The sequence below is a fragment of the Coleofasciculus sp. FACHB-1120 genome (genome assembly GCF_014698845.1).
GTDB lineage: Bacteria > Cyanobacteriota > Cyanobacteriia > Cyanobacteriales > FACHB-T130 > FACHB-T130.
Genome location: NZ_JACJTV010000033.1, coordinates 18519 through 38244 on the forward strand (window position 1 = coordinate 18519; position 19726 = coordinate 38244).

Annotated in this window: 17 protein-coding genes; 10 read left to right on the top strand and 7 right to left on the bottom strand. The window is 45.7% G+C overall.

Annotated features, from left to right (window positions below; all coding sequences use genetic code 11):
* The first annotated feature begins 4 nt into the window (after positions 1-4).
* The 4 genes from H6H02_RS21980 to H6H02_RS21995 all read left to right on the top strand — a co-directional run bounded on the left by H6H02_RS21980 (position 5) and on the right by H6H02_RS21995 (position 3847).
* Positions 5-751, top strand: coding sequence for an SAM-dependent methyltransferase (locus tag H6H02_RS21980; RefSeq protein WP_190821752.1), 747 nt, complete (start codon positions 5-7; stop codon positions 749-751).
* Between the two features lie 250 nt (positions 752-1001).
* Positions 1002-2954, top strand: a complete 1953-nt coding sequence (locus H6H02_RS21985) for a DUF3370 family protein (protein WP_190821754.1) — start codon at positions 1002-1004, stop codon at positions 2952-2954.
* Between the two features lie 135 nt (positions 2955-3089).
* The gene (locus tag H6H02_RS21990) at positions 3090-3296 is read left to right on the top strand and encodes a hypothetical protein (RefSeq protein WP_190821756.1); all 207 of its coding nucleotides are present in this window, start codon (positions 3090-3092) and stop codon (positions 3294-3296) included.
* An 80-nt stretch (positions 3297-3376) separates the two neighbouring features.
* On the top strand, positions 3377-3847 hold the full coding sequence (locus H6H02_RS21995) for a DNA phosphorothioation-associated protein 4 (protein WP_190821758.1): 471 nt from the start codon (positions 3377-3379) through the stop codon (positions 3845-3847).
* A gap of 443 nt (positions 3848-4290) precedes the next feature.
* Here the strand turns inward: H6H02_RS21995 and H6H02_RS22000 are convergent, their stop codons facing one another.
* On the bottom strand, positions 4291-5892 hold the full coding sequence (locus H6H02_RS22000; protein ID WP_190821760.1) for a DGQHR domain-containing protein: 1602 nt from the start codon (positions 5890-5892) through the stop codon (positions 4291-4293).
* 128 nt (positions 5893-6020) lie between these two features.
* Here H6H02_RS22000 and dndB point away from each other — a divergent pair, with 128 nt between their 5' ends.
* The gene (gene dndB, locus H6H02_RS22005; RefSeq protein ID WP_190821762.1) at positions 6021-7085 is read left to right on the top strand and encodes a DNA sulfur modification protein DndB; all 1065 of its coding nucleotides are present in this window, start codon (positions 6021-6023) and stop codon (positions 7083-7085) included.
* A 14-nt stretch (positions 7086-7099) separates the two neighbouring features.
* Here the strand turns inward: dndB and H6H02_RS22010 are convergent, their stop codons facing one another.
* Together H6H02_RS22010 and H6H02_RS22015 are read right to left on the bottom strand one after the other, a co-directional pair.
* Positions 7100-9109: a DNA sulfur modification protein DndB gene (locus H6H02_RS22010; protein WP_190821764.1), complete on the bottom strand. Its 2010-nt coding sequence runs from the start codon at positions 9107-9109 to the stop codon at positions 7100-7102.
* A gap of 6 nt (positions 9110-9115) precedes the next feature.
* Positions 9116-9796, bottom strand: coding sequence for a GIY-YIG nuclease family protein (locus H6H02_RS22015; RefSeq protein WP_190821766.1), 681 nt, complete (start codon positions 9794-9796; stop codon positions 9116-9118).
* 174 nt (positions 9797-9970) lie between these two features.
* On the opposite strand from H6H02_RS22015, the gene dndC reads away from it, so the two are divergent.
* Together dndC and dndD are read left to right on the top strand one after the other, a co-directional pair.
* Positions 9971-11575 carry a DNA phosphorothioation system sulfurtransferase DndC gene (gene dndC / locus H6H02_RS22020; protein WP_190821768.1) on the top strand — a complete coding sequence of 535 codons (1605 nt, stop codon included), beginning with the start codon at positions 9971-9973 and terminating at the stop codon, positions 11573-11575.
* A 58-nt stretch (positions 11576-11633) separates the two neighbouring features.
* The gene (dndD, locus tag H6H02_RS22025; protein ID WP_190821770.1) at positions 11634-13619 is read left to right on the top strand and encodes a DNA sulfur modification protein DndD; all 1986 of its coding nucleotides are present in this window, start codon (positions 11634-11636) and stop codon (positions 13617-13619) included.
* Between the two features lie 235 nt (positions 13620-13854).
* On the opposite strand, the gene H6H02_RS22030 is transcribed toward dndD, so the two are convergent.
* The 4 genes from H6H02_RS22030 to ndhC all read right to left on the bottom strand — a co-directional run bounded on the left by H6H02_RS22030 (position 13855) and on the right by ndhC (position 17395).
* A complete protein-coding gene (locus tag H6H02_RS22030) occupies positions 13855-15252 on the bottom strand; it encodes a DNA phosphorothioation system restriction enzyme (protein ID WP_199329455.1) in 1398 nt (465 codons plus the stop codon).
* Positions 15253-15757: 505 nt separating this feature from the next.
* Positions 15758-16297: an NAD(P)H-quinone oxidoreductase subunit J gene (locus H6H02_RS22035; RefSeq protein ID WP_190821774.1), complete on the bottom strand. Its 540-nt coding sequence runs from the start codon at positions 16295-16297 to the stop codon at positions 15758-15760.
* The gene (ndhK, locus tag H6H02_RS22040; RefSeq protein ID WP_206757308.1) at positions 16290-17036 is read right to left on the bottom strand and encodes a photosynthetic/respiratory NAD(P)H-quinone oxidoreductase subunit K; all 747 of its coding nucleotides are present in this window, start codon (positions 17034-17036) and stop codon (positions 16290-16292) included. Before ndhK ends, H6H02_RS22035 begins: the two co-directional genes overlap by 8 nt.
* Complete coding sequence (gene ndhC / locus H6H02_RS22045) at positions 17033-17395, bottom strand: photosynthetic/respiratory NAD(P)H-quinone oxidoreductase subunit C (protein ID WP_190411000.1); 363 nt, start codon at positions 17393-17395, stop codon at positions 17033-17035. Before ndhC ends, ndhK begins: the two co-directional genes overlap by 4 nt.
* Before the next feature lie 331 nt (positions 17396-17726).
* On the opposite strand from ndhC, the gene H6H02_RS22050 reads away from it, so the two are divergent.
* The 3 genes from H6H02_RS22050 to psbE all read left to right on the top strand — a co-directional run bounded on the left by H6H02_RS22050 (position 17727) and on the right by psbE (position 19522).
* Positions 17727-18062 carry a rubredoxin gene (locus tag H6H02_RS22050; protein WP_190821778.1) on the top strand — a complete coding sequence of 112 codons (336 nt, stop codon included), beginning with the start codon at positions 17727-17729 and terminating at the stop codon, positions 18060-18062.
* Between the two features lie 99 nt (positions 18063-18161).
* Positions 18162-19166, top strand: coding sequence for a photosynthesis system II assembly factor Ycf48 (locus tag H6H02_RS22055; RefSeq protein WP_190821819.1), 1005 nt, complete (start codon positions 18162-18164; stop codon positions 19164-19166).
* Positions 19167-19276: 110 nt separating this feature from the next.
* On the top strand, positions 19277-19522 hold the full coding sequence (gene psbE, locus H6H02_RS22060) for a cytochrome b559 subunit alpha (protein ID WP_190821780.1): 246 nt from the start codon (positions 19277-19279) through the stop codon (positions 19520-19522).
* Positions 19523-19726 lie beyond the last annotated feature (204 nt).

Sequence of the window (19726 nt, forward strand, 5' to 3'; positions counted from 1 at the left end):
AGGAATGGAAGTTTCCCCCAACACAGCCCGGATGATTGATTATTGGCTTGGCGGTTCTCATTACTTCCCAATTGATGTGGAAGCAGCCAAGGTTTTTGCCGGGGTATACCCTGATTTCCCAATCGTTTTTCGCACGTTACGAAACTACATTGGTCAGGTATCTCGCTATATCGAATCCCAGGGAATTGACCAATTTATGGTTTTCGGTTCCGGATTACCAACTTGTGGGAATGTGCATGAAATTGTACCGCAAGCAAAGGTTCTTTATACCGATATTGATAAACCTAATATTAAATTGGGTCAGGAGATTTTAGCTGAGAACTCGAACGCTGACTACACCTTCTGCGATGCAACAAACCTTGATACGCTCGATCGAGCGATTGTTTCACAAGTGTTGGGGTCAATTCGGCGTCTAGGTATTGTTTTTGTCGGTGTTCCAGCCTTTATCCCTGATGAAATAATGACCCAGATGCTCGATCAACTTTATGATTGGGCACCGGCAGGTAGTTTCTTGGCGCTGGATTTTGATGGTGAAGCGGGGATCGTGTATCCGGAAATTCTAGAACTATTGGACTCGATGGGGGCGCATGTTTATATGCGTAATCCCGAAACGATCCGATCGCTGCTGGGACGCTGGCAATTAACCGAGCATGGTATCCTGCCAGTTGAGGCGTGGCAGGCTGACTTATCGGCAAAACCGATTGAGGCTAGCGAGCCGGTTTTTATGTATGGCTGCGTGGTTTATAAATAAATAAGATTGGTCGGCGCATCCCTACTGCAATGCTGCTGAAGCGTCGATTCAGTAATCAAAAACCTAGCCCCCAACCCTCTTCCCTACAAGGAACGGGGGAAAATTACTACCTTCCTATAGCAGGAAAGAGGTTCTCCCTTGGATTACTGAATCAGCTTTGTAGATACAGGGCGATCGCGCATCGCTATCCGCTGGCAACAAATTTGTCTAAAAATACTTCAAAGACTTTCGTTGACATTCAAGCCTTTTAATGGTTAAAACTCTCAAATTCCTGACAAATCCTGCCGTTACTTCCGTTCTTTTTGTGTCTCTATTGGGTTTATCAACGCCCAGTACTGCCGCTTTTTCTGACATTCAAAGCCATTGGGCGAAAGATTGCATTACTCAGTTAGCCCAAAGAAAGTTAGTGACGGGCTACCCGGATGGTAGCTTTCGCCCAGAAGCAACGGTGACACGCGCTGAGGCGGCGGTGCTGATGTTGAATGCCTTCCCGAATGCACCAGTAAAGCGCAGCAGCACAGCTTTTAAAGATGTGCCTGGTAGTCACTGGGCAAATAAAGCGATCGCTACCGCTTATCAAAAAGGCTTTTTTTCGGGTTATCCTGGCGGGATTTTTCAACCGAATCAAGCCATTCCCAGAGTGCAAATGATAGGCGTCGTGGCAGGTGCGGTGAATTACCCCATCCCGGAAAATGTAAGTCAGACGCTGGGGCAGTATTTTAACGATGCGGCGCAGATTCCAAGTTATGCCCAGAATGCGATCGCTTCCGCCGCCGTGGGCACCCTTGTCGTCAATTATCCCAACGTCAAACAACTCAACCCCAATCGCAGCGCCACCAGAGGCGAAGTGGCAGCGTCGATGTGTCGGGCGTTAAACATTTATACGATTCCGCCGCAGTATATAGCCGGGGTGGAAGTGCAACCGATGGAGGTGCGGGCTTTACCGGGAAAACTGGATGCAGTTCCCACCTTTAACAGCAACAGTCCCGAACTCGTGACAACTGAAGGCATTCTGCTGTCCACCTTCCCCCCAGCAGGCAAACAGGTGCCGGAAGCACATTTAAATTTCCCCTTCCAGGGGCGATTTGATTTATTTTCTCACCACATCGCCAGGGCAGAAAATTCCTCGCAAACGCGCACCCTGTACCAAGGCGTGATTTTGCACAATCCCGGCGATCAACCTGCCACTGTCGAAGTGCTGCAAGCAGCCAGTTACCTTTCCACGCCCGATGCGCCGTTTATTTCCTTGCCGGATATTCAGGATAATCCTAACGGCACCGTCTACGCTGGCCCTGGCAGTCGGACAATGAATGATGTGCTGCGAGGAATTAGGCAGGAAAAATTCTCTCAAAAGCTGACGATTCCACCGGGGCAAAGCCAAATGCTGATGAATCAGCCAATTCCGGTGAAGGCTCCCTCCTCGAATGGTCGCACCACGATGATGCGGTTGTCGAGCGATCGCCCAATTTATGTTGCCAATTTAGCCATGAATGCCCCCCGCAATGGCACTGGCAGCGAGAGGACACCTACTTTGGCTGAATGGCAAAAGCTGCTGAATACAGGCGGTTTGGCAGGAAAGCGCGATCCAATTCCCACACCATTAGATCCTCCCAGAGAACCTACAGTTTTTAGTCGCGTGGCGGGTGTGTCCCAAGGGGCACAATGGCAAGCACAAATGACCGATGGTTCTAATTCCTCAGATTTAACGATTCCTCAGCCGGGGAAGGCGTTTTCTTATGTATTAGGCACTCTGCATCTCATTACCCTCGGCACAAAGCAAATTCAAAGTGCGCCGATGCTAGTTCGCTATCCTGATACAGCGTATTTTGCCCACAGCAACTACGGGGTGGAATACAATCTCACTTTGCCGCTAAAAAACTCTACCAATCAAACCCAAACTGTTACTGTATCCGTGCAAACACCCCTGAAAGATGAGGGAGGTACAGATAGACTTTTGTTCTTAAATCCCCTCGCGAAGCAAGTGTTTTTTCGGGGTACAGTCAGGCTGCGTTACAACGATGATAATGGAGTAGAAAAGACGCGCTACGTGCATCTGGTACAGCGACGCGGACAACCGGGAGAACCATTGGTAACGCTGAAGATGCCGTCAGGCGACAAGAGAGTTGTACAGGTAGATTTTCTCTATCCCCCAGATTCCACACCGCCGCAAGTACTGACGGTGAGAACTGCCGGATCGCGTTAAATATGGAGTATGCGATCGCTTCGCTTCTGGCAACATCCCATCATTTGTTTTCCCAATCTAAGGCTCGCTCTGCATGGGTTCGGCAGATAATATAAAGAAAGTTCATTGTGCAAAGTCTTATTTCCTAATCAGACTATGAGCCAAAAGCCTAAAGGATTTGACCCAGCGCCTCGTCAGCCCAAGAAAAAAGAAAAAGTGGATTTGCCTCAAGAAACCGAATTCAAAAAACCGAAAGGTTTTCTTGAGCTTGGGGTAACGCTTTTTAGGCTTGGCAAGGAGTTGGTTAGCTTGGGAAAAATATATCTGGAGCAAAGGTTGAAACGGTTGCAAGGCAAAAAATGAGCATCTTAATTTAGAAGATGAACAGAGCGATCGCTACTTTAATCGTTTAGTTACCAATTAAAATACCAGATATTACAATAATGGGTGCAAACAGGATCAGGATTGCGAAAGATAAAGCTGATTTGGTGCAAGCCTTAGTCGCATCTGATAGCACAACTGGCCCTTTCCAAACCTACGCTGATGCGATCGCGTTTGCGGCAGCATTGGGGGCAAAGCGGAAAAAGCGATCGCCTTTAGGGGAAATCTCCAAAAGGGAACCGGGTGCGATCGCCCTAGAGGTTTTTGTATCTAGAGGCACCGACCGGGTGATCCAGTTATTAGCGATCGCTGAAACTAAAGACATCAAAATTCTCTCCCCGACTGATGAAAATTCTGAAGAACAACGCATCCGTATTTTTGAAGAGTATGCCAACGGGGGGCTAGAAATTTTACAAGAGGAGTTGCGGGGAATAGTAGACTATTCAACCACACTTTTATTACTCCTTAGTTCTGAACGCAACAAGGAAGAACAAGTAGAAGGAGAATTCGACCTCAGCAGGTTTCTCACTTGAGTTAGCTTCTATCCATTACGTTCGAAAAGTCTATCTAGCCAGCCTACCTTAATAATTAAATTATTTCTTTCTTCCTTTCTTCCCTTCGTGTACTTAGCGTCTTCGCGGTTCGTACTAAATATTAATCTTGCCATTATTGGTATTTTTAATTGTCAAAAAACGAAGATTCTCGCGGCAGTATCTTTGCAGGTATCGGGAGGCTCTCTGTGATGGTTTGTAGAGACGCGATTATAGCAATTCTCGTTTGGATGCAGTACCGTTTAACCCCACCCCTACCCCTTCCCGTTCACAGGAAGGGGTTCAATACTGCTCCCCTCTCCGCATGCGGAGAGGGGTTGGGGGTGAGGTTCCGAGTGTATTGCAACAAAGTGAAAACCGCTATAATCGCGTCTCTACTTATCAACTCATTCAGCCACACGAAGACCGTATCCATAATGAAAGGCTCAAGATAGAATTGGCGGTAATCCTACCTGCCTTGGCTCTACAAACTTGCCATTAAATCCCATTGCTTTATCTTCGATTGTTCTTCCTTCAGCTACCGCGCGGCGAATTTCTGCACGTTCCATGTCATCATCAACACCACCCAGCAAGTAAACAATTAATCTTGCGGCTAAGTCTTTTCCGGCAACTGAAACCCGCTTTTTATTCGGGTCGTACAAAACGCCATACCAAAGAGAATCAGGAGACTCCATGCCGCTGAAGCCATCATCCGCATCGTATTTCTGAAGTTTTTCAAAAATAGTTTTTAGCGAAAATCCCTTTTTAAAAACCAAAATTCCTAAAGCTTGAGCTAAGGCAACTTGCCCAACTGGGCGGAAAAGTATATTTCCTTCCCCCCCACCTTTCTCAAAATTGAAGCGGCGCATTTCCGGGGTTTCTGCACCATTTTCTAGCCTTTGAAAGCTGAGCAGAGTTGTTAAATAATCGAAAAGTTGCTTAAATTCCTCAATACCCTCTTCAAGTTCTCCATCCTCAGGACGCATGGGAATTAAACCCTTTTTGCCCACAGGTTTCCATTTGGGGAATTTGTATTCTAAGTAGCGCTCAGACATTTCTTTGAGCGCTTGCAGGGTAGTTAAAACGGTTGACTTAGCGGCAACTGTTGCACTATCCCAATTGACACGAGGATTGCGCCCGTCAATATCTTTTAGTAGAGGATGGGTGACAGCAACTTTTCGGGCAACAATTGAAAATGCATCATCTTCATCTAGCTGTGCCATCTGACCTTTACTTAAAGGTACAGCCATGAGATTGACATGAACAAAGATGGATCTCACTCGTCGTCGTGCCTGTTCCCGCGTCTCTCCAGTTACGACTGCTGAAATAAATTCAATGCCTATCTTTTCTTTGGCTAAGTTTTGCAAATAAGCCGGGTCTATCTGATAGCTCTGCCTGAGATCGTCAATTGTAATAACAGCACCTGAAGGCTTTTTATCTTTTTTATATCGTGGGAGTTTTCCCGTTTGAAGTAATTCCATTAAACCTTGCACTCCCATCAGTCGATGTTGACCATCTAAGGCAAAAATCGTGACATCTGGGGAAACGTTCAATAACCCTACTTTGCCGTCTTTATCGAGTGCCATAAAATCAGCCGCGGATTTAATCGCCCGTCCGTCTGCATCCCATTCGGCAGCATTAGGATTGTCTACCCAAGGTTGATTGACAACTACTAATACTGGGGGGAATTTATGAGTGGTTCGGGCTGCTAAATACTGCGTCAATGGCGCTTGACGCGACCAATCTAGAGGTCGTTGCTGAATTTCTTCTATGCTCTCGGCGTCGATTTCCACATTGTCTTTCTCTGGGTCGAATTTTTGCCGGAAAAGCGGCAGGCGAGACGCAAACCGAACGCGACTGGCAAACCACTCCAGGGTTGCCGAACCGATATAAGCCTCCGTGCCGCCCATTTCTATCTTCTGAACTAAAAATTGGTCGTTCCGCGCCAGATATCTATCTAGAAGGAGTGCGATCGCTTGTTTTTCTTGGTTTTCCCGTTCCAAAATCTGGGTGGCAAGGTCGGTTGTAGGGTTGCTGGGGCTGTTCATAGGCAGATTTAGCGGGGAATTTAATTAATTTTTAAAAACTATCAGTCAAAACTTGTTATGTCAAACATAGTTTTTAAAAACTTTATGTATACTGAGATTGTGTCTGAAACTAAATAGGCTGGGTATTTATGCTTACCCCCTCCTTTGAGTACGTTTTGCCTGTGATTCGGGGAATTCAGGCAGGGCGAGAATACTACGTTTCGATGTGTCCGGTACGATTTATCCCAAAGCTGTTCCCGTTGGACGATGGGGAAATGCCGCCGGAAATGAGGACAACGCGATCGCTCAACCGCACCCGCGTGCCAGAAATTGCCCGATATATTTTGAACAATCCGACTAACTACATTTTCTCGGCAATTACGGCATCGATTGACGCAGATATCACTTTTGAACCGATAGGTACAGAGACAGAAGCGCGGAAGATTGGACGCTTGAAAGTGCCGATGGATGCGCGGTTTGCCATCCATGACGGGCAACATCGACGGGCGGCGTTGGAAATGGCGCTGAAGGAAAATCCCGAACTGGGGTATGAAACGATCGCGGTTATCTTCTTTTTGGATATTGGTCTAAAGCGATCGCAGCAGATGTTTATTGATTTAAACCGCTATGCAGTCGCTCCCGATCCGTCGCTAAACATTCTTTACGATCATCGGGACGAGAAAACAAACTGGGTGCGGTCAGTAGTCAAGCAAGTCCAGGTTTTTAGAAACCTGACAGATATGGAACGCAGTACGCTGCCTACTCGCTCCGGCAAGCTATTTACTCTCAACAGCATCTATAATGCTACTCTTGCCCTGCTAACGGATCGCCAGGAGACTGAACAGCAGATTGAACGAGCAGTCCGTTACTGGAATGCAGTTAGTCGCTATATCCCAGCTTGGGAGCAAGTTCTACATGGGAAGGTTAGCGCAGGCGAAATCCGGCGGGATTACGTGCATAGTCACGCGATCGCGATCGCTAGTTTAGGCGCTGTTGGAGCAAGTTTGCTGTCGCTTTACCCGGAAAACTGGGACTCACATCTAGAAGGTTTGCAACAAATTGACTGGTCGCGCTATAACCCCGATTGGGAAGGGATAATTATGTCTAGTGGTGGGATTTCTAAATCCCGCACCAGTGTCAGTCAGATGAGTGCTTATATTAAAAAGCGCCTGAATTTGCCGCTGACACCGGAGGAGGAACGCTTGCAATACTAATATTTTCTTACATCTTAAGACTCTTGCTCTAATCCAAGTTCCTCATCAACTTCATCAGCGAATGAATAGTTTGATGATGAAATATCAATTTGCGGTAATCCATCAGCAAGTATTGCAGAAAATCTCTCAAGTACCATACCTTTTTTTCTATCTTCACTCAACTGATCGTGATCTCTTCCGTAAAAGGCATTTGTGTTAAAACCTTTATACAGTAATGTGTATACCTCAGTACAACTAGGCCATTGAGCTTTATTGGCTTCTGCCTTAAAGAAATTTAAAAGCTTTCGGTTAGACAAGATACGCTCACCATTAGCTGCATCAAGTTCTATTTTACGTGAGCCATAGTACCACAAGCATAATAAAGAAAATATTCTATCTTCTACAGCTTTGGCAACTTTAATTTTATCATTCCCAGGATTTATAGCTATAAACGTCCATAAACGGAATGGATAATCTGTCAGAATAGCATCTACCCTAAGAACACCTTTGTCATAGAGTCGGTCTAAGAAGTTTAGAACATCATCTATATTGCCTAGGTTTTTGTCTTTTCCCTTATACTCAAAATCCACCATTTTACCCAGGCGAACCATAGCTTTTTGGAATATTGCTTTGAAAGCCCATTGATTGTCTTTCATACTAGCAATAGCTGCTTGAGGTGCAAGTATTTCTCGATTATGCCAATCACTATCCTTGGCAATTTCCTGTTCTTTGATAATTCCTCTGTGTTTATTAGTTTGAGCTTGAAACTTACCAAAAGTCCCCTCAATTAAGTTATGCTCACGAGAATACTTGAGTAAGTTACGGTATGGCTTAAACTCAAGTAAAAGTTTCAGTAACCAGGGACGAAAGTTCACTTGGAACCCTTTTACTGCTGAGTCAAGGTAATTCTCTGGCAAGCGTGCAAAGGGTGTATCAGGTTCTCCGTCTTCGTCGCAGTAATCTTCTGAATAGTATTGGGAAAGTAAGCGTCCTTGGTATTCAACCTCCTGCTCATTTATGCCAAGTGCAGAATTTATGCTTTTGATGAACTCATTGACTTGCTTTTTGTCCATCGGATCGCGTGGCAGTTTCAGATCCAATGTTGCCGAAACTAACAGATCCAGATGAACTAGCGAATTCAGGTAGTAGGAACTATCAAATCGGTTTGAATCGTCTTGCCAACGTACTAGAGAAAGAGGAAGTCGCTCTTTGGAATCCTCACCTGTTCTCTCAGTTAGCAACGTTCTAACACATTGCGCGTTGATACTCTTATCATCGAGGATAAGTTCTCTAGCCTTGTCTACAGTCTTAGCATTCTTATTCAAATCAGTGAATAACTCACGGGAAATTCCCCGAATGGAGTAGTCACCTTCACCCAAAGCATTCTGAAAACCAGCACTCGGATGTAGCAAAACGAAGAGAACTGGAACCTTAGTTCGTTCCTCAACGGTGCGAAGAGTACCGCCCCGAAAGTTTTGATCTTCACGGAAGGTACGCAGTGCCCAAAGACGGTGTTGTCCATCTACAGCTACTGCAAGTACCCGATCTTCATCCCAGCGAAGTCGTGCAGAGAGTCCAATGGAGATAAATTGAACGCCGCTAAAGTTAGCAACATTAGCTTCTGCATGATTCCATTGTGTGTCATCAGGATCAGTACCATCCCAAGGAATAGGTGGAGGCTCAATACTTGTAGAGCTATCGAATGTATCCTGGATTTTACCATCGGCACCTTTCGGCATCAATACGATAGTAATAGCATTAAAAAACTTTAACTTCTTAGGATCGAGGAGGTAGCCCTTAACAATATCGTCCTCTACCCGCTTATCATCTATTTCTCGTTGGAATAGTTCTTTTAGTGACCATTGTGTGTCTAACGATGCGGGAATCTGTTCGGCAATCTTAAGCTCATCAATAGCTCGGTTAATTTCTACTAATGAAAGGAAGTAGGGTAGTGCTATTCCTTCAGATAAAGTGTAAGTTCCTGTCATACCATAGAGAGGCTTATTGAATCTTGCCTTTCCTTCAGTCTTTGGAATTATCAGCATTTTGTGTTATCCGTACCTAAGAGTAAATGATGGAAGAAACAGCCTGGATAAAATGTCCTCAACTAAGCCCTCTGACGCTAAATCGGAGAGTTCACAATCTTCAGAGGCTTGATTATCAACGTCATCCTCCTCATCAGCACCATCTGAGACAAAGGTTGGCATAGTGAATGAGGTATGAATCAATAGAAGCCTGCACCGATTAATATTATGACCAGCAGCTTTAAGCCGTTCACGTAGAATGCTTTCTTCACGAAGGTGGCTACAAATCCTGGAATGTAGATTACTTGCCTTACCTATATATAATGGCTGCTGAAAAATGAGGGAATTGTCCAAAAGCATAAAGAGCAATTGGCGGAAGGATGGATCAGCAGCGAACGCTCTCAAGTCACCTTCTTTAGTGAATGAAGTCTCAGGCTGAAGGCTTATCCTATGTGATGGGGGAAGTCGTGCCTCTCTAGAAGCGCAATGATCTTTAGAAAGTTCATCGAGAATAGATGCAGTGAAAACTTCAGGATCATGTATGGCAGTAGGTTTAAGCTCGAAGCGACGATACCAGGCGTATACACCACCGACATTTTCGGGGATGCGGCTAAGAAGAGCGCTATTTCCGCGCATCTGCGCCAAATCATACAAAAGAACATTCTCGCTTAGCTGCTGAACAGCTTCATTTCCCTGTAGCCATATCACAGCAGACTCCTTTAAGGCCTAAACGTAGCATCATAGTAGAGCGAGGTAGAGCTAGTGTTTCTGTTCCTAGTGTTCCCAATAAGCTAGGGAGGATCAATAAATCTCAAAAATCTCTTAGGCTAACACTTGAGAAGAAACGTCTAGCAAACACCAATGTTCCCCAGGTAGAGAGAAATGACTACAGCACAAGAGCCAGAAAATAAAGGGCAAACTCAGCGCATTATTGCAGAACTTGTGGAAGATATCCAACATCTCACCGCTGAAATCCAAATGCTGTATTGCTCAGATTCTATTCCCTGGGTAGTCGGCTATTCCGGTGGCAAAGACTCAACAGCTGTTTTACAGCTTGTCTGGAATGCGATCTCATCCCTCCCACCAGAACAGCGAACCAAGCCAATCCATGTTATCTCAACAGACACCCTAGTCGAGAACCCCATAGTCTCTACCTGGGTACGCAACTCTTTAGCACAGATGAAGGCGGCTGCACAAAACCAAGGAATGCCGATAGAACCTCATCTACTCCACCCAAAAGTAAAGGAAACTTTCTGGGTAAACTTAATCGGCAAGGGCTACCCAGCACCCCGCAATCAATTTCGTTGGTGTACTGAACGCCTAAAAATCCATCCTGCTAACCACTTCATACGTAAGGTAGTGCGAGTTAGTGGTGAAACAATTCTTGTTTTGGGTACTCGTAAGGCTGAAAGTGCTAAACGTGCTGCCACAATGGAGAAGCATCAAGCACGTAGAGTGCGCGATCGCCTCAGTCCTAATGCCAGCCTACCTAACTCCTTGATTTATAGCCCTATTGAAGATTGGCGTAATGATGAAGTATGGATCTACTTGAATCAGTCGCAAAACCCTTGGGGATATAGCAATAAAGATTTATTAACCATGTATCGAGGGGCGACAGCAGACAACGAATGCCCCTTAGTTATAGATACTTCTACCCCTAGCTGTGGGGATTCTCGCTTTGGCTGTTGGGTTTGCACGTTGGTAAGCAAGGATAAATCGATGGAGGCGATGATCCAGAATGATGATGAAAAAGAATGGATGCAGCCTCTACTCGATATTCGTAATGAATTAGATGAAAGGGACGATCGCGACAAAAGAGACTTCCGTCGCATCTGGGGAGCTGTCCAGCTGTTTGAACGTAATGTTGACGACGAAACCTCAGTTGAACCAATCCCTGGTCCCTATACAAAATACTGGCGGGAACATTGGTTAAGGCGAGTCTTAGAAGCACAAACCCAAATTCGTCGCACTGCACCTCTGGAAATGCGCGACATCACCTTAATTACCCAGGATGAATTAAGCGAAATTCGCCGCATTTGGTTAGAAAAAAAACACGAATTTGATGACAGTTTGCCGCGTATTTATGAAGAAGTCACAGGCGAATCGTTCCAAGATATCCGTCCTGGTGCCGAGAGGAAACTCCTAGGCAGTGATGAATGGGAAGTGTTACAAGAAATTTGCAATGACGACGGGATGCATCTAGAACTGATGGCGAAACTGTTAGATACAGAACGCCAATTTCATGTCAAATCTCGGCGCGGCGTCTACGAAAAATTGGATAAATGCTTTGAAAGCAGTTCTCGCTCTAAAGAAGACGCAATTCAAGATGCCCGCGATAAGCGCGACTTAAAAAATGCTGTTGTAGAAGAAGATATTGATAAAGTGAAACAGCTAACTTATTTAGAAGAAGATATTGACAAAGTGAAACAGCTAACTTGGGCAAGCATGAAATTTCCATCGCCAAAAGCAGATGACGCTAATGACTAAGTGCTGTTTATTCCCGATTACCCATTAGCCGTTACCGATTACCTATTCTCAATAAACTGTGATATTTCTCGAACTCGTCCTGCAAAATTTCGGCCCTTATCTGGGGCGACAAGTCATCAACCTCCGCCCCGAAACTGATGAAAATACTCGCCCGATTATCTTAATTGGCGGCATGAATGGCGGCGGTAAAACGACCCTGATGGACGCCATTCGCCTTGCCTTATACGGTTCTCGCGCCCAATGTTCTACACGCGGAAACTTAAGCTACAACGACTTTCTTACCCAGTCAGTCAACCGCAACACCCCACCCACAGAAAAAGCCCGAATTGAATTAGCTTTTGAAGTCATTCAAGACGACAAACCAACTATTTTAAGAGTTGTCCGATATTGGGAAAAGGAACCCAAAGACGGAAAAGATACTCTCGGTATTCTAGTAGATGAAGAATGGCCCGATAAAGCTCTTGCCAACACCTGGGACGAATACATTGAGAACCTGCTACCGCTGGGAATTTCTAATCTATTTTTGTTTGACGGCGAACAGGTAAAAGAACTTGCCGAATTAGATACTCCACCCCCTTTAGTTGTAGGGGCAATTCAATCGCTATTAGGCTTAGAACTCTCAGAACGTCTATCCGCGGATTTAGATATCCTCGTTAGCCGTAAGCGCAAAGAAATTGCTAGCGCTAAAGAACTCGCTACCTTAGAAGAAATTGAACAAAGACTTAATGTACAAAAAGATGAATTAGAAGCTGCAACCCAAGAAGTAGGTTCTCTGCGAAATAACTTAGATAGGGCTGAAGAAAAGCAGCGTGAAGCCTCTGAAAAATTTCTGTACGAAGGCGGGAAAATTGCGAGCGATCGCAACCGTCTAGAAAAACAAAAAGACCATTTCACAACCCAAGCAGAAAAGGCGCGGGAGGCGCTGCGAGAATTAGCTGCTGGTACCTTTCCCCTCACTTTAATTTCTCCCCTGCTTGAACAAGCTAAATCCCAAGCCGAAAAGGAAAGCCGTCAACAACAGAAAAAAATCGCACGGGATGTTTTGATAGAACGAGACTATCGCCTCTTAAATTATATTTCCGAATTGTCATTAGTTTCCGAGCAACTTGACAAAATCAAATTTTTCCTGAACCAAGAAAATCAACAACTTGAGGAAGAAATTGCGAACAATGAAAGTCCCTGGTTATTAGCAGAATTAGAAGAAATTAAGGAACTGGATAACTTCTTAAATTTTGGCATCAATACTGCTAAATTTAGAGCCAAAGAAAAACTAGAAGAACTAGAAAACCTAGAAATTGAGATAGATGCTCTCGATAGACAGATAGCCACTGCTGCTTCTCCAGAAGCGTATCAACAACTACAAGACGCTGTTAGAGAAGCGAATAATGCAGTCGCGAAAGCTCAAGTTGCTCATGAAATGGCTAGCCGCCGTTGCGAAGAATTAAATAGAGCGATCGCTAAAACCAAAAAAGAATTAGCAGACTATAGCGAAGACAATATCAAGCTAAAAAATAATCAGCACATTATCGCCTCCGTTGCCAAAGTTCAAGCGACCCTAAAGCTATTTCGGGAAAAATTAACCCTGAAAAAACTGAATAAATTAGAAATAGAAGTAACCGAGTGTTTCCGCTATCTGCTGCACAAATCTGACTTAGTGCATCGCGTAGCCATTGACACTCAAACCTTCAGCCTTTCTATCTACGATCCGCAGGGACAACCCGTACCAAAGCATCGCCTCTCAGCCGGAGAAAAGCAATTACTTGCGATCGCTTTCTTATGGGGATTAGCACGGGTTGCCGGACACCATTTACCTGTAGCAATCGATACACCCCTGGGGCGACTAGATTCTTCCCACCGACAGAATTTAGTTGAGCGATATTTTCCCTCTGCCAGTCATCAGGTGATTCTATTATCCACCGATACTGAGGTTGGCAAAACTGAAGCCGAAAGGTTGCGAGAATTGGATGCGATCGCTCACGAGTATCTGCTGAAGTATGACACAAGCGATCGGCAGACAACCGTAGTACCCGGTTATTTCTGGTGATCTCACAATTCTATGTGAGTAAAGAGGGCGAATAGAATTCGCATCTACGCCAACCCCCCTTACCCCCCTTCGGAAGAAGGGGGGCAGAAGTTGCTTCGCATTTATTCAACTAAACCCGCCTACGCGGGTTTCAGAAGTCCGCGTAGGCGGACTTTGTTTGTGTAGCCGCGATTTCTAATCGCCAGGTATATTTGCTTTTACAACCCATTAAGGAATACTAGATTCAGCCGAAGCATTACATATCCATCAACTCGTAGTTTCTCTGTAAATCCAGTAATTTAACTCTAGCTTCGACCGAATTATCCGCTAAGTCAGCAAACTCTACAAATCGCCGCAATTCCTTTCTTAACAAATTGCGTTCTACTTCCAAAGTTTCCCGATCTAGCTCTGGTGGCACTACAATCATGTCAAATAAAGTGGCGCGTTGCTTGCCTGGGTGAGGGCGCAAAATTCGTCCTCGACGCTGAATAAATTGGCGCGGATTGCTGCTACTAGCTAAAATTACAGCATTCTGAATTGCTGGAATATCGACACCCTCATCTAGACACCGAATCGCCACCAAACCTTGTAAATCTCCCGACTCAAATTGACACCGCAAATTTTCTCTTTCTGATAATGGAGTTTGGGCAGTGTAGGTGTTGATTCGGTATCCCAATCCATCTCCCAAAATTTTAGCAACGGCTTTCAATTGGCGCGTGCTTTCTACAGAACCATCTCCGCAATAAAATAAAGTGTGCGTCGTCTCCAAGCGTCTACTCATTAACTCGCGCAAAGCAGTTAACTTGTTGCTAGCAGCACCAATTAATCTCGCCCGTTGCATCAACAATGGCTTGAGTTCTTCACGGTCTTCCCAATTGCTTTTGCTAGCACCGTTCTCGCGTTCCTGGAACAACAGCGCCCTGCCAATCCTAGCGGTTAATTTTACATAAGCACGGGCTTCTGCCTCTGTTAGTTCTACCAGGATAGGGTAGTACAAATAATGCACCAACGCCCCCTGTTGAATTGCATCTTTCAGCGTAAATTCCGGCTCTAAAACTCTGCCAAAATAGTCAAATAAAGATTGCGTACCTTCATCATCAAAATATCGTTCTGGTGTTGCAGATAGCGCTAGTCTTAATCCCACTCTAGAAGGCAGACTTTTCTCCAACTGCCTTGCACCGAGGTTATGCGCTTCATCTCCTACAATTAGCGTTTTATCTGGAAAATACTTGAGTTGAGATTGCAATCCCTCACTCATTAAGGTGGCATTTGTTGTAATAAGCGTGAGAAACCGTTGATTGCCAGAACGCAGATTGTATAGGTGCGTTGATAGCTGACTCTGCCAGTTACGTACATTCTCAAAAGCTAAAACTGGCTGTAGTCCAAATTTCTCGCATTCTCGCGCCCACTGTGTCACCAGATGTCGGTAGGGACACACGACCAGCAACACTTGCAAACCAATCTGTTGATAGAGTGAGGTAGCGATCGCTAGCGCCGTAATCGTCTTTCCACTCCCCGTCGCCATCTTCAGCGTTCCTCTGCCTTGATTGGCAAACCAGCTAGCAACCGCTTCCTGCTGATACTGTCGCAGTTGTAAAGACGCTGGTATTCTGGGGCATCCTAGGGGTATTTCATGCCCTTCTGAGGGATGCAGATGGTAGGTTCCCTTAGAAGCAGCAACTGCTAAAAGTCTGTTAATCGGTTGCAGGTCGTACTGTACCGGCGAAGCTACGGGATCAGATTGCTCTTTTGCCTGACTTTCGACTTGATAAACACCCTTTGATGACAACTTCACGCGCCAGTACCCCTGCCATTCAAGCTGTTGATTTATTTTATGGGTTTAGGGGAGTAATCGGGTGCGATCGCTATTTATCTACCTAGCATTTATCTACCCAGCGAACTTAAGTATTCACTACAGCAAAATCGTTGCTTACTTAACTTAAAAAACATTTACCTGAGCGCACAGATTCCCATTTTTAAAGTATATGTCAATACGCAGATAAGATTAAGTAATATTTGATACGGTCTCGCTTAGGTTCCTCATTTCAAGTAGAGACACTTCGCTAAAAAAATAAGCACCCACTTCAAATAAAAAGTGAGTGCTTTCCACAAGTCAACCCGGAAAAAGTCCTTCTTTTACTAGTTGCCTTTTGCCTGAATCAATAAGCATCCTGCAACTCATAGAAATCAGGCGACACATAATCCTTGCGTAACGGATAGCCCACCCAATCTTCCGGCATCAAAATCCGCTTTAGGTTCGGGTGTCCTTCATAGACAATGCCGTACATATCAAAAGCTTCCCGCTCTTGCCAGTCTGCCGTCTTCCAAATCCAATACACCGAAGGGAGTCTAGCATCATCTCGTGGCAAAAACACCTTCAGCCGCAGTTCCTCCGGTCTGTCAGCATTGTCGCTCACCTGGATTAAATGATAGAAGCTGACCAACTCCTCTCCCGGCCCCGCATCATAGCCACCTTGACACTGGAGGTAATTAAACCCGTAAGCGTAGAGGGCTGTCGCAATCGGAATCAAGAAGTCTCGCTCAACTTTGATAATCTCAACGTTACTGCGATCGCGTTCTAGTTCCTGATGCTCAAAACCATTTTCCTTCAGCCAAAGAGAAACCTTACCCGCTTCCACGATTTGGGATTCTGCTTGGGGTTCCCCTGAAGATTCTGCTGGGGATTCTGCTTCAGCCACGACCTTCCTCCTGTTTTTCTGGTGTTAACAGTGCGGGTGCTACAGGCATACCCATCGCTGCCGCCAACTCCTGCGGCGGAGTTTGGCGAGTTGCTAACTGTAAATACTTGCCATCGTGGATGGTGTCTACAGCTTGCATCTTGTGAGTAGTGCTGTAATAGCGATGGACTTGCTGAAACTGATCCCGCTCTTGGATAGAATCATTCCCGATTTTCTTTCGCAGTTTAATGATCGCATCCATGATCGCTTCCGGACGTGGGGGACATCCAGGCAAATAGACATCGACAGGAATCAGCTTATCCACACCCCGCACCGCAGTCGGGGAATCAGCGCTGAACATCCCGCCAGTAATCGTGCAGGCTCCCATTGCAATCACGTACTTGGGATCTGGCATCTGCTCATAAAGGCGCACCAGAGCCGGTGCCATCTTCATGTTAATCGTGCCAGCAGTAATAATTAAATCAGCTTGCCGAGGGCTAGAACGGGGAACCAGACCAAATCTGTCAAAATCAAACCGGGAGCCAATCATCGCTGCCACTTCAATGAAGCAGCAGGCGGTTCCAAACAACAGAGGCCACAGGCTGGAAAGCCGCGACCAGTTGTAGAGGTCGTCAACCGTTGTCAGGATGACATTTTCAGACAGTTCTTGAGTAACAGTAGGTCGCTCAATCGGGTTAAGGATCTTCTCTTTCTGCTGCGCCTTCAGGGCAGCAATATCGGCGTTACCGTTAGATTTCATGACCATTCTAAGGCTCCTTTGCGCCACGCATAAACAAGAGCAACTACAAGAATTGCAATAAAGACCAAAGCTTCAATAAACGCCAGTACACCTAGGCGATTGAAGGCAACGGCCCACGGATACAGGAAAACAGTTTCAACATCAAAAATGACGAAAACCAGCGCAAACATGTAATAGCGGATGTTGAACTGAATCCAGGCTCCCCCAATCGGTTCCATGCCAGATTCGTAAGTGGTGCGCCGCTCCGGACTACTACCACTGGGCCGCAGGAGCTTGGAGGCAGTCAGCGCCAAAATCGGCACCAGACTGGAAGCTAGCAAGAAGCCTAAAAAATACTCATACCCACTGAGGACAAACACGATCTTGTACTACCACTCAGATGAAAGGACGGCTGTTATTACTTCTTCACATTTATACATTATAAAGTGCCTGCCTCTGCCAAAGTTGCTGCTGGCGAGGCGGCCAATGTCGGTCATCAATCCTGGATTCTGATGTAACCCGATGTGACCCGTTCGGCTTTTCTAGTCAAGGCTCCTACCGAAGCAGACAAGGGTTACTGGTATCGAGGGACAACCGCGAAGTCCTCTCCTTAAGGCAGAGGCAAGCTAAACAATATTAAGAAAATCCCCTACTTATGGCATAATTTTTAACATACATTTTAAGATTGGCTTCTCAATTTTATCTTGAGCCATGAGCAATCCAGCCGTCGAAGCCCAACCACTAGATCGCTACGAATGTCGCGCCTGTGGCTATATTTATGAGCCGACTAAGGGCGACAGTAAGAGCGATGTTCCTTCAGGGACACCTTTTGAACAATTGCCAATAGACTGGCGTTGTCCCATTTGTGGAGTGCGGAAAACACAGTTCCAAAACGTTGGCGTTGTAGGCTCCCCCTCTGGATTCAAGGAAAATCTAGGCTATGGTCTGGGTGTTAACCGTTTAACCCCAGGACAGAAGAATCTGCTCATTTTTGGGGCATTAGCCTTAGGCTTCTTGTTCTTTATCAGTCTCTATGGTTTGCAATAAAACCAGCCTCAGTTTGCCATAGACGAAGCGAATCCCCGCCGAATTCGCTGGATTATCAATCGTATAGCAGAAGATTTGCACGCACCAGTTCTGGACAGTATGAATTTATTTGTGAGAAAACTGAAACAAATTGCAATATTATTGGCGGTTGTCCTCTTTTGCGCCAGTTGCAGTCAAGTTCCTTCGGTGAGCGACAGCCCTTGGCACGCCATTTCTCTACCAACGCAGGCAAACTTGCAGGATCTCGCTTTTACAGGCGACCCCAATCATGGCTGGGTTGTGGGGAGTGATTCCACACTTTTAGAGACAACCGATGGCGGCAAGACTTGGGAGTCTAGAAACCTGGAACTGGGAGATCGGCAATACCGCTTTACCGGCGTGAGTTTTGCCGATCAAGAAGGATGGATTACAGGAGAACCCTCGATCTTGCTCCATACAACGGATGGGGGAAAATCTTGGACTCGCATCGCCCTGAGTAACAAGTTACCAGGGGCACCAAACAGAATTGTGGCGCTCGGTCCGAACTCCGCTGAGATGAGCACCAACGTAGGGGCTATTTATCGCACTCAAGACGCCGGACAGACTTGGAAAGCGATGGTCCAAGAAGCGGTGGGTGTTGTCCGTAATATGTCTCGCTCTGCCGATGGCAAATATGTTGCGGTGTCTGCCAAAGGTAACTTCTATTCCACTTGGGAGCCTGGTCTAGATGCCTGGGTGCCCCATAATCGCAATAGCTCCCGAAGGGTGGAGAATATGGGGTTTGCCCAAGATGGTCGGCTGTGGATGCTGGCGCGGGGCGGTCAGCTACAATTTAGCAGTCTGGAAAATCCAGAGGAGTGGGAAGAAGCACAATATCCAGAGGTATCCACCAGTTGGGGTTTACTCGATTTAGCATATCGGACACCTGAAGAAGTTTGGGTAACAGGTGGCAGTGGAAATTTGCTCCGGAGTCTGGATGGCGGCAAAACTTGGCAAAAAGCTCGTGAGATCGAGGATATCCCTTCCAATCTTTACAGGATTATGTTTCTAACACCCCAGCAAGGATTTATCATAGGTCAGCGAGGTGTTTTGTTGAAATACGAAGGTGCGTCGCAAGCAGCTTAAAGAGGAAAGCTAGATTGTTGTCATACAACGAATGCTTTGCTTGTGACTCTCTACCGAGTTTCGTATCATAATTAAGTTAGCTTTTAATTGTTGTCAGAGGAGGAATCTGAATGGCTGGTACAACTGGAGAACGTCCATTTTCGGATATTATTACAAGCGTTCGTTACTGGGTAATTCACAGCATCACCATCCCGGCATTATTTATTGCAGGCTGGCTATTTGTTAGCACAGGTCTTGCATACGATGCCTTTGGGACACCCCGCCCCAACGAGTATTTCACCCAAACTCGGCAGGAAGTGCCGATTGTTCAGGATCGCTTTGAATCCAAGCAACAAATCGAGGAATTTATAAAATAAGCGCGGCAATCTCTAGACATAACCGGGTGTAAAAATAAAAGCACCTATTTGTGTTAAGACTGCCGGGGCAATTTCGGCTGGATTCGATGCAAAACTGGGATGAAAAGTACCGTGTCAATGCGCTCTAAGGAGCGAACGGGAATCTAGTTAGATACATCGGTAGTGAAGTACCGTAGGTATACGGAAGTGCTTGAGAAAAGAATC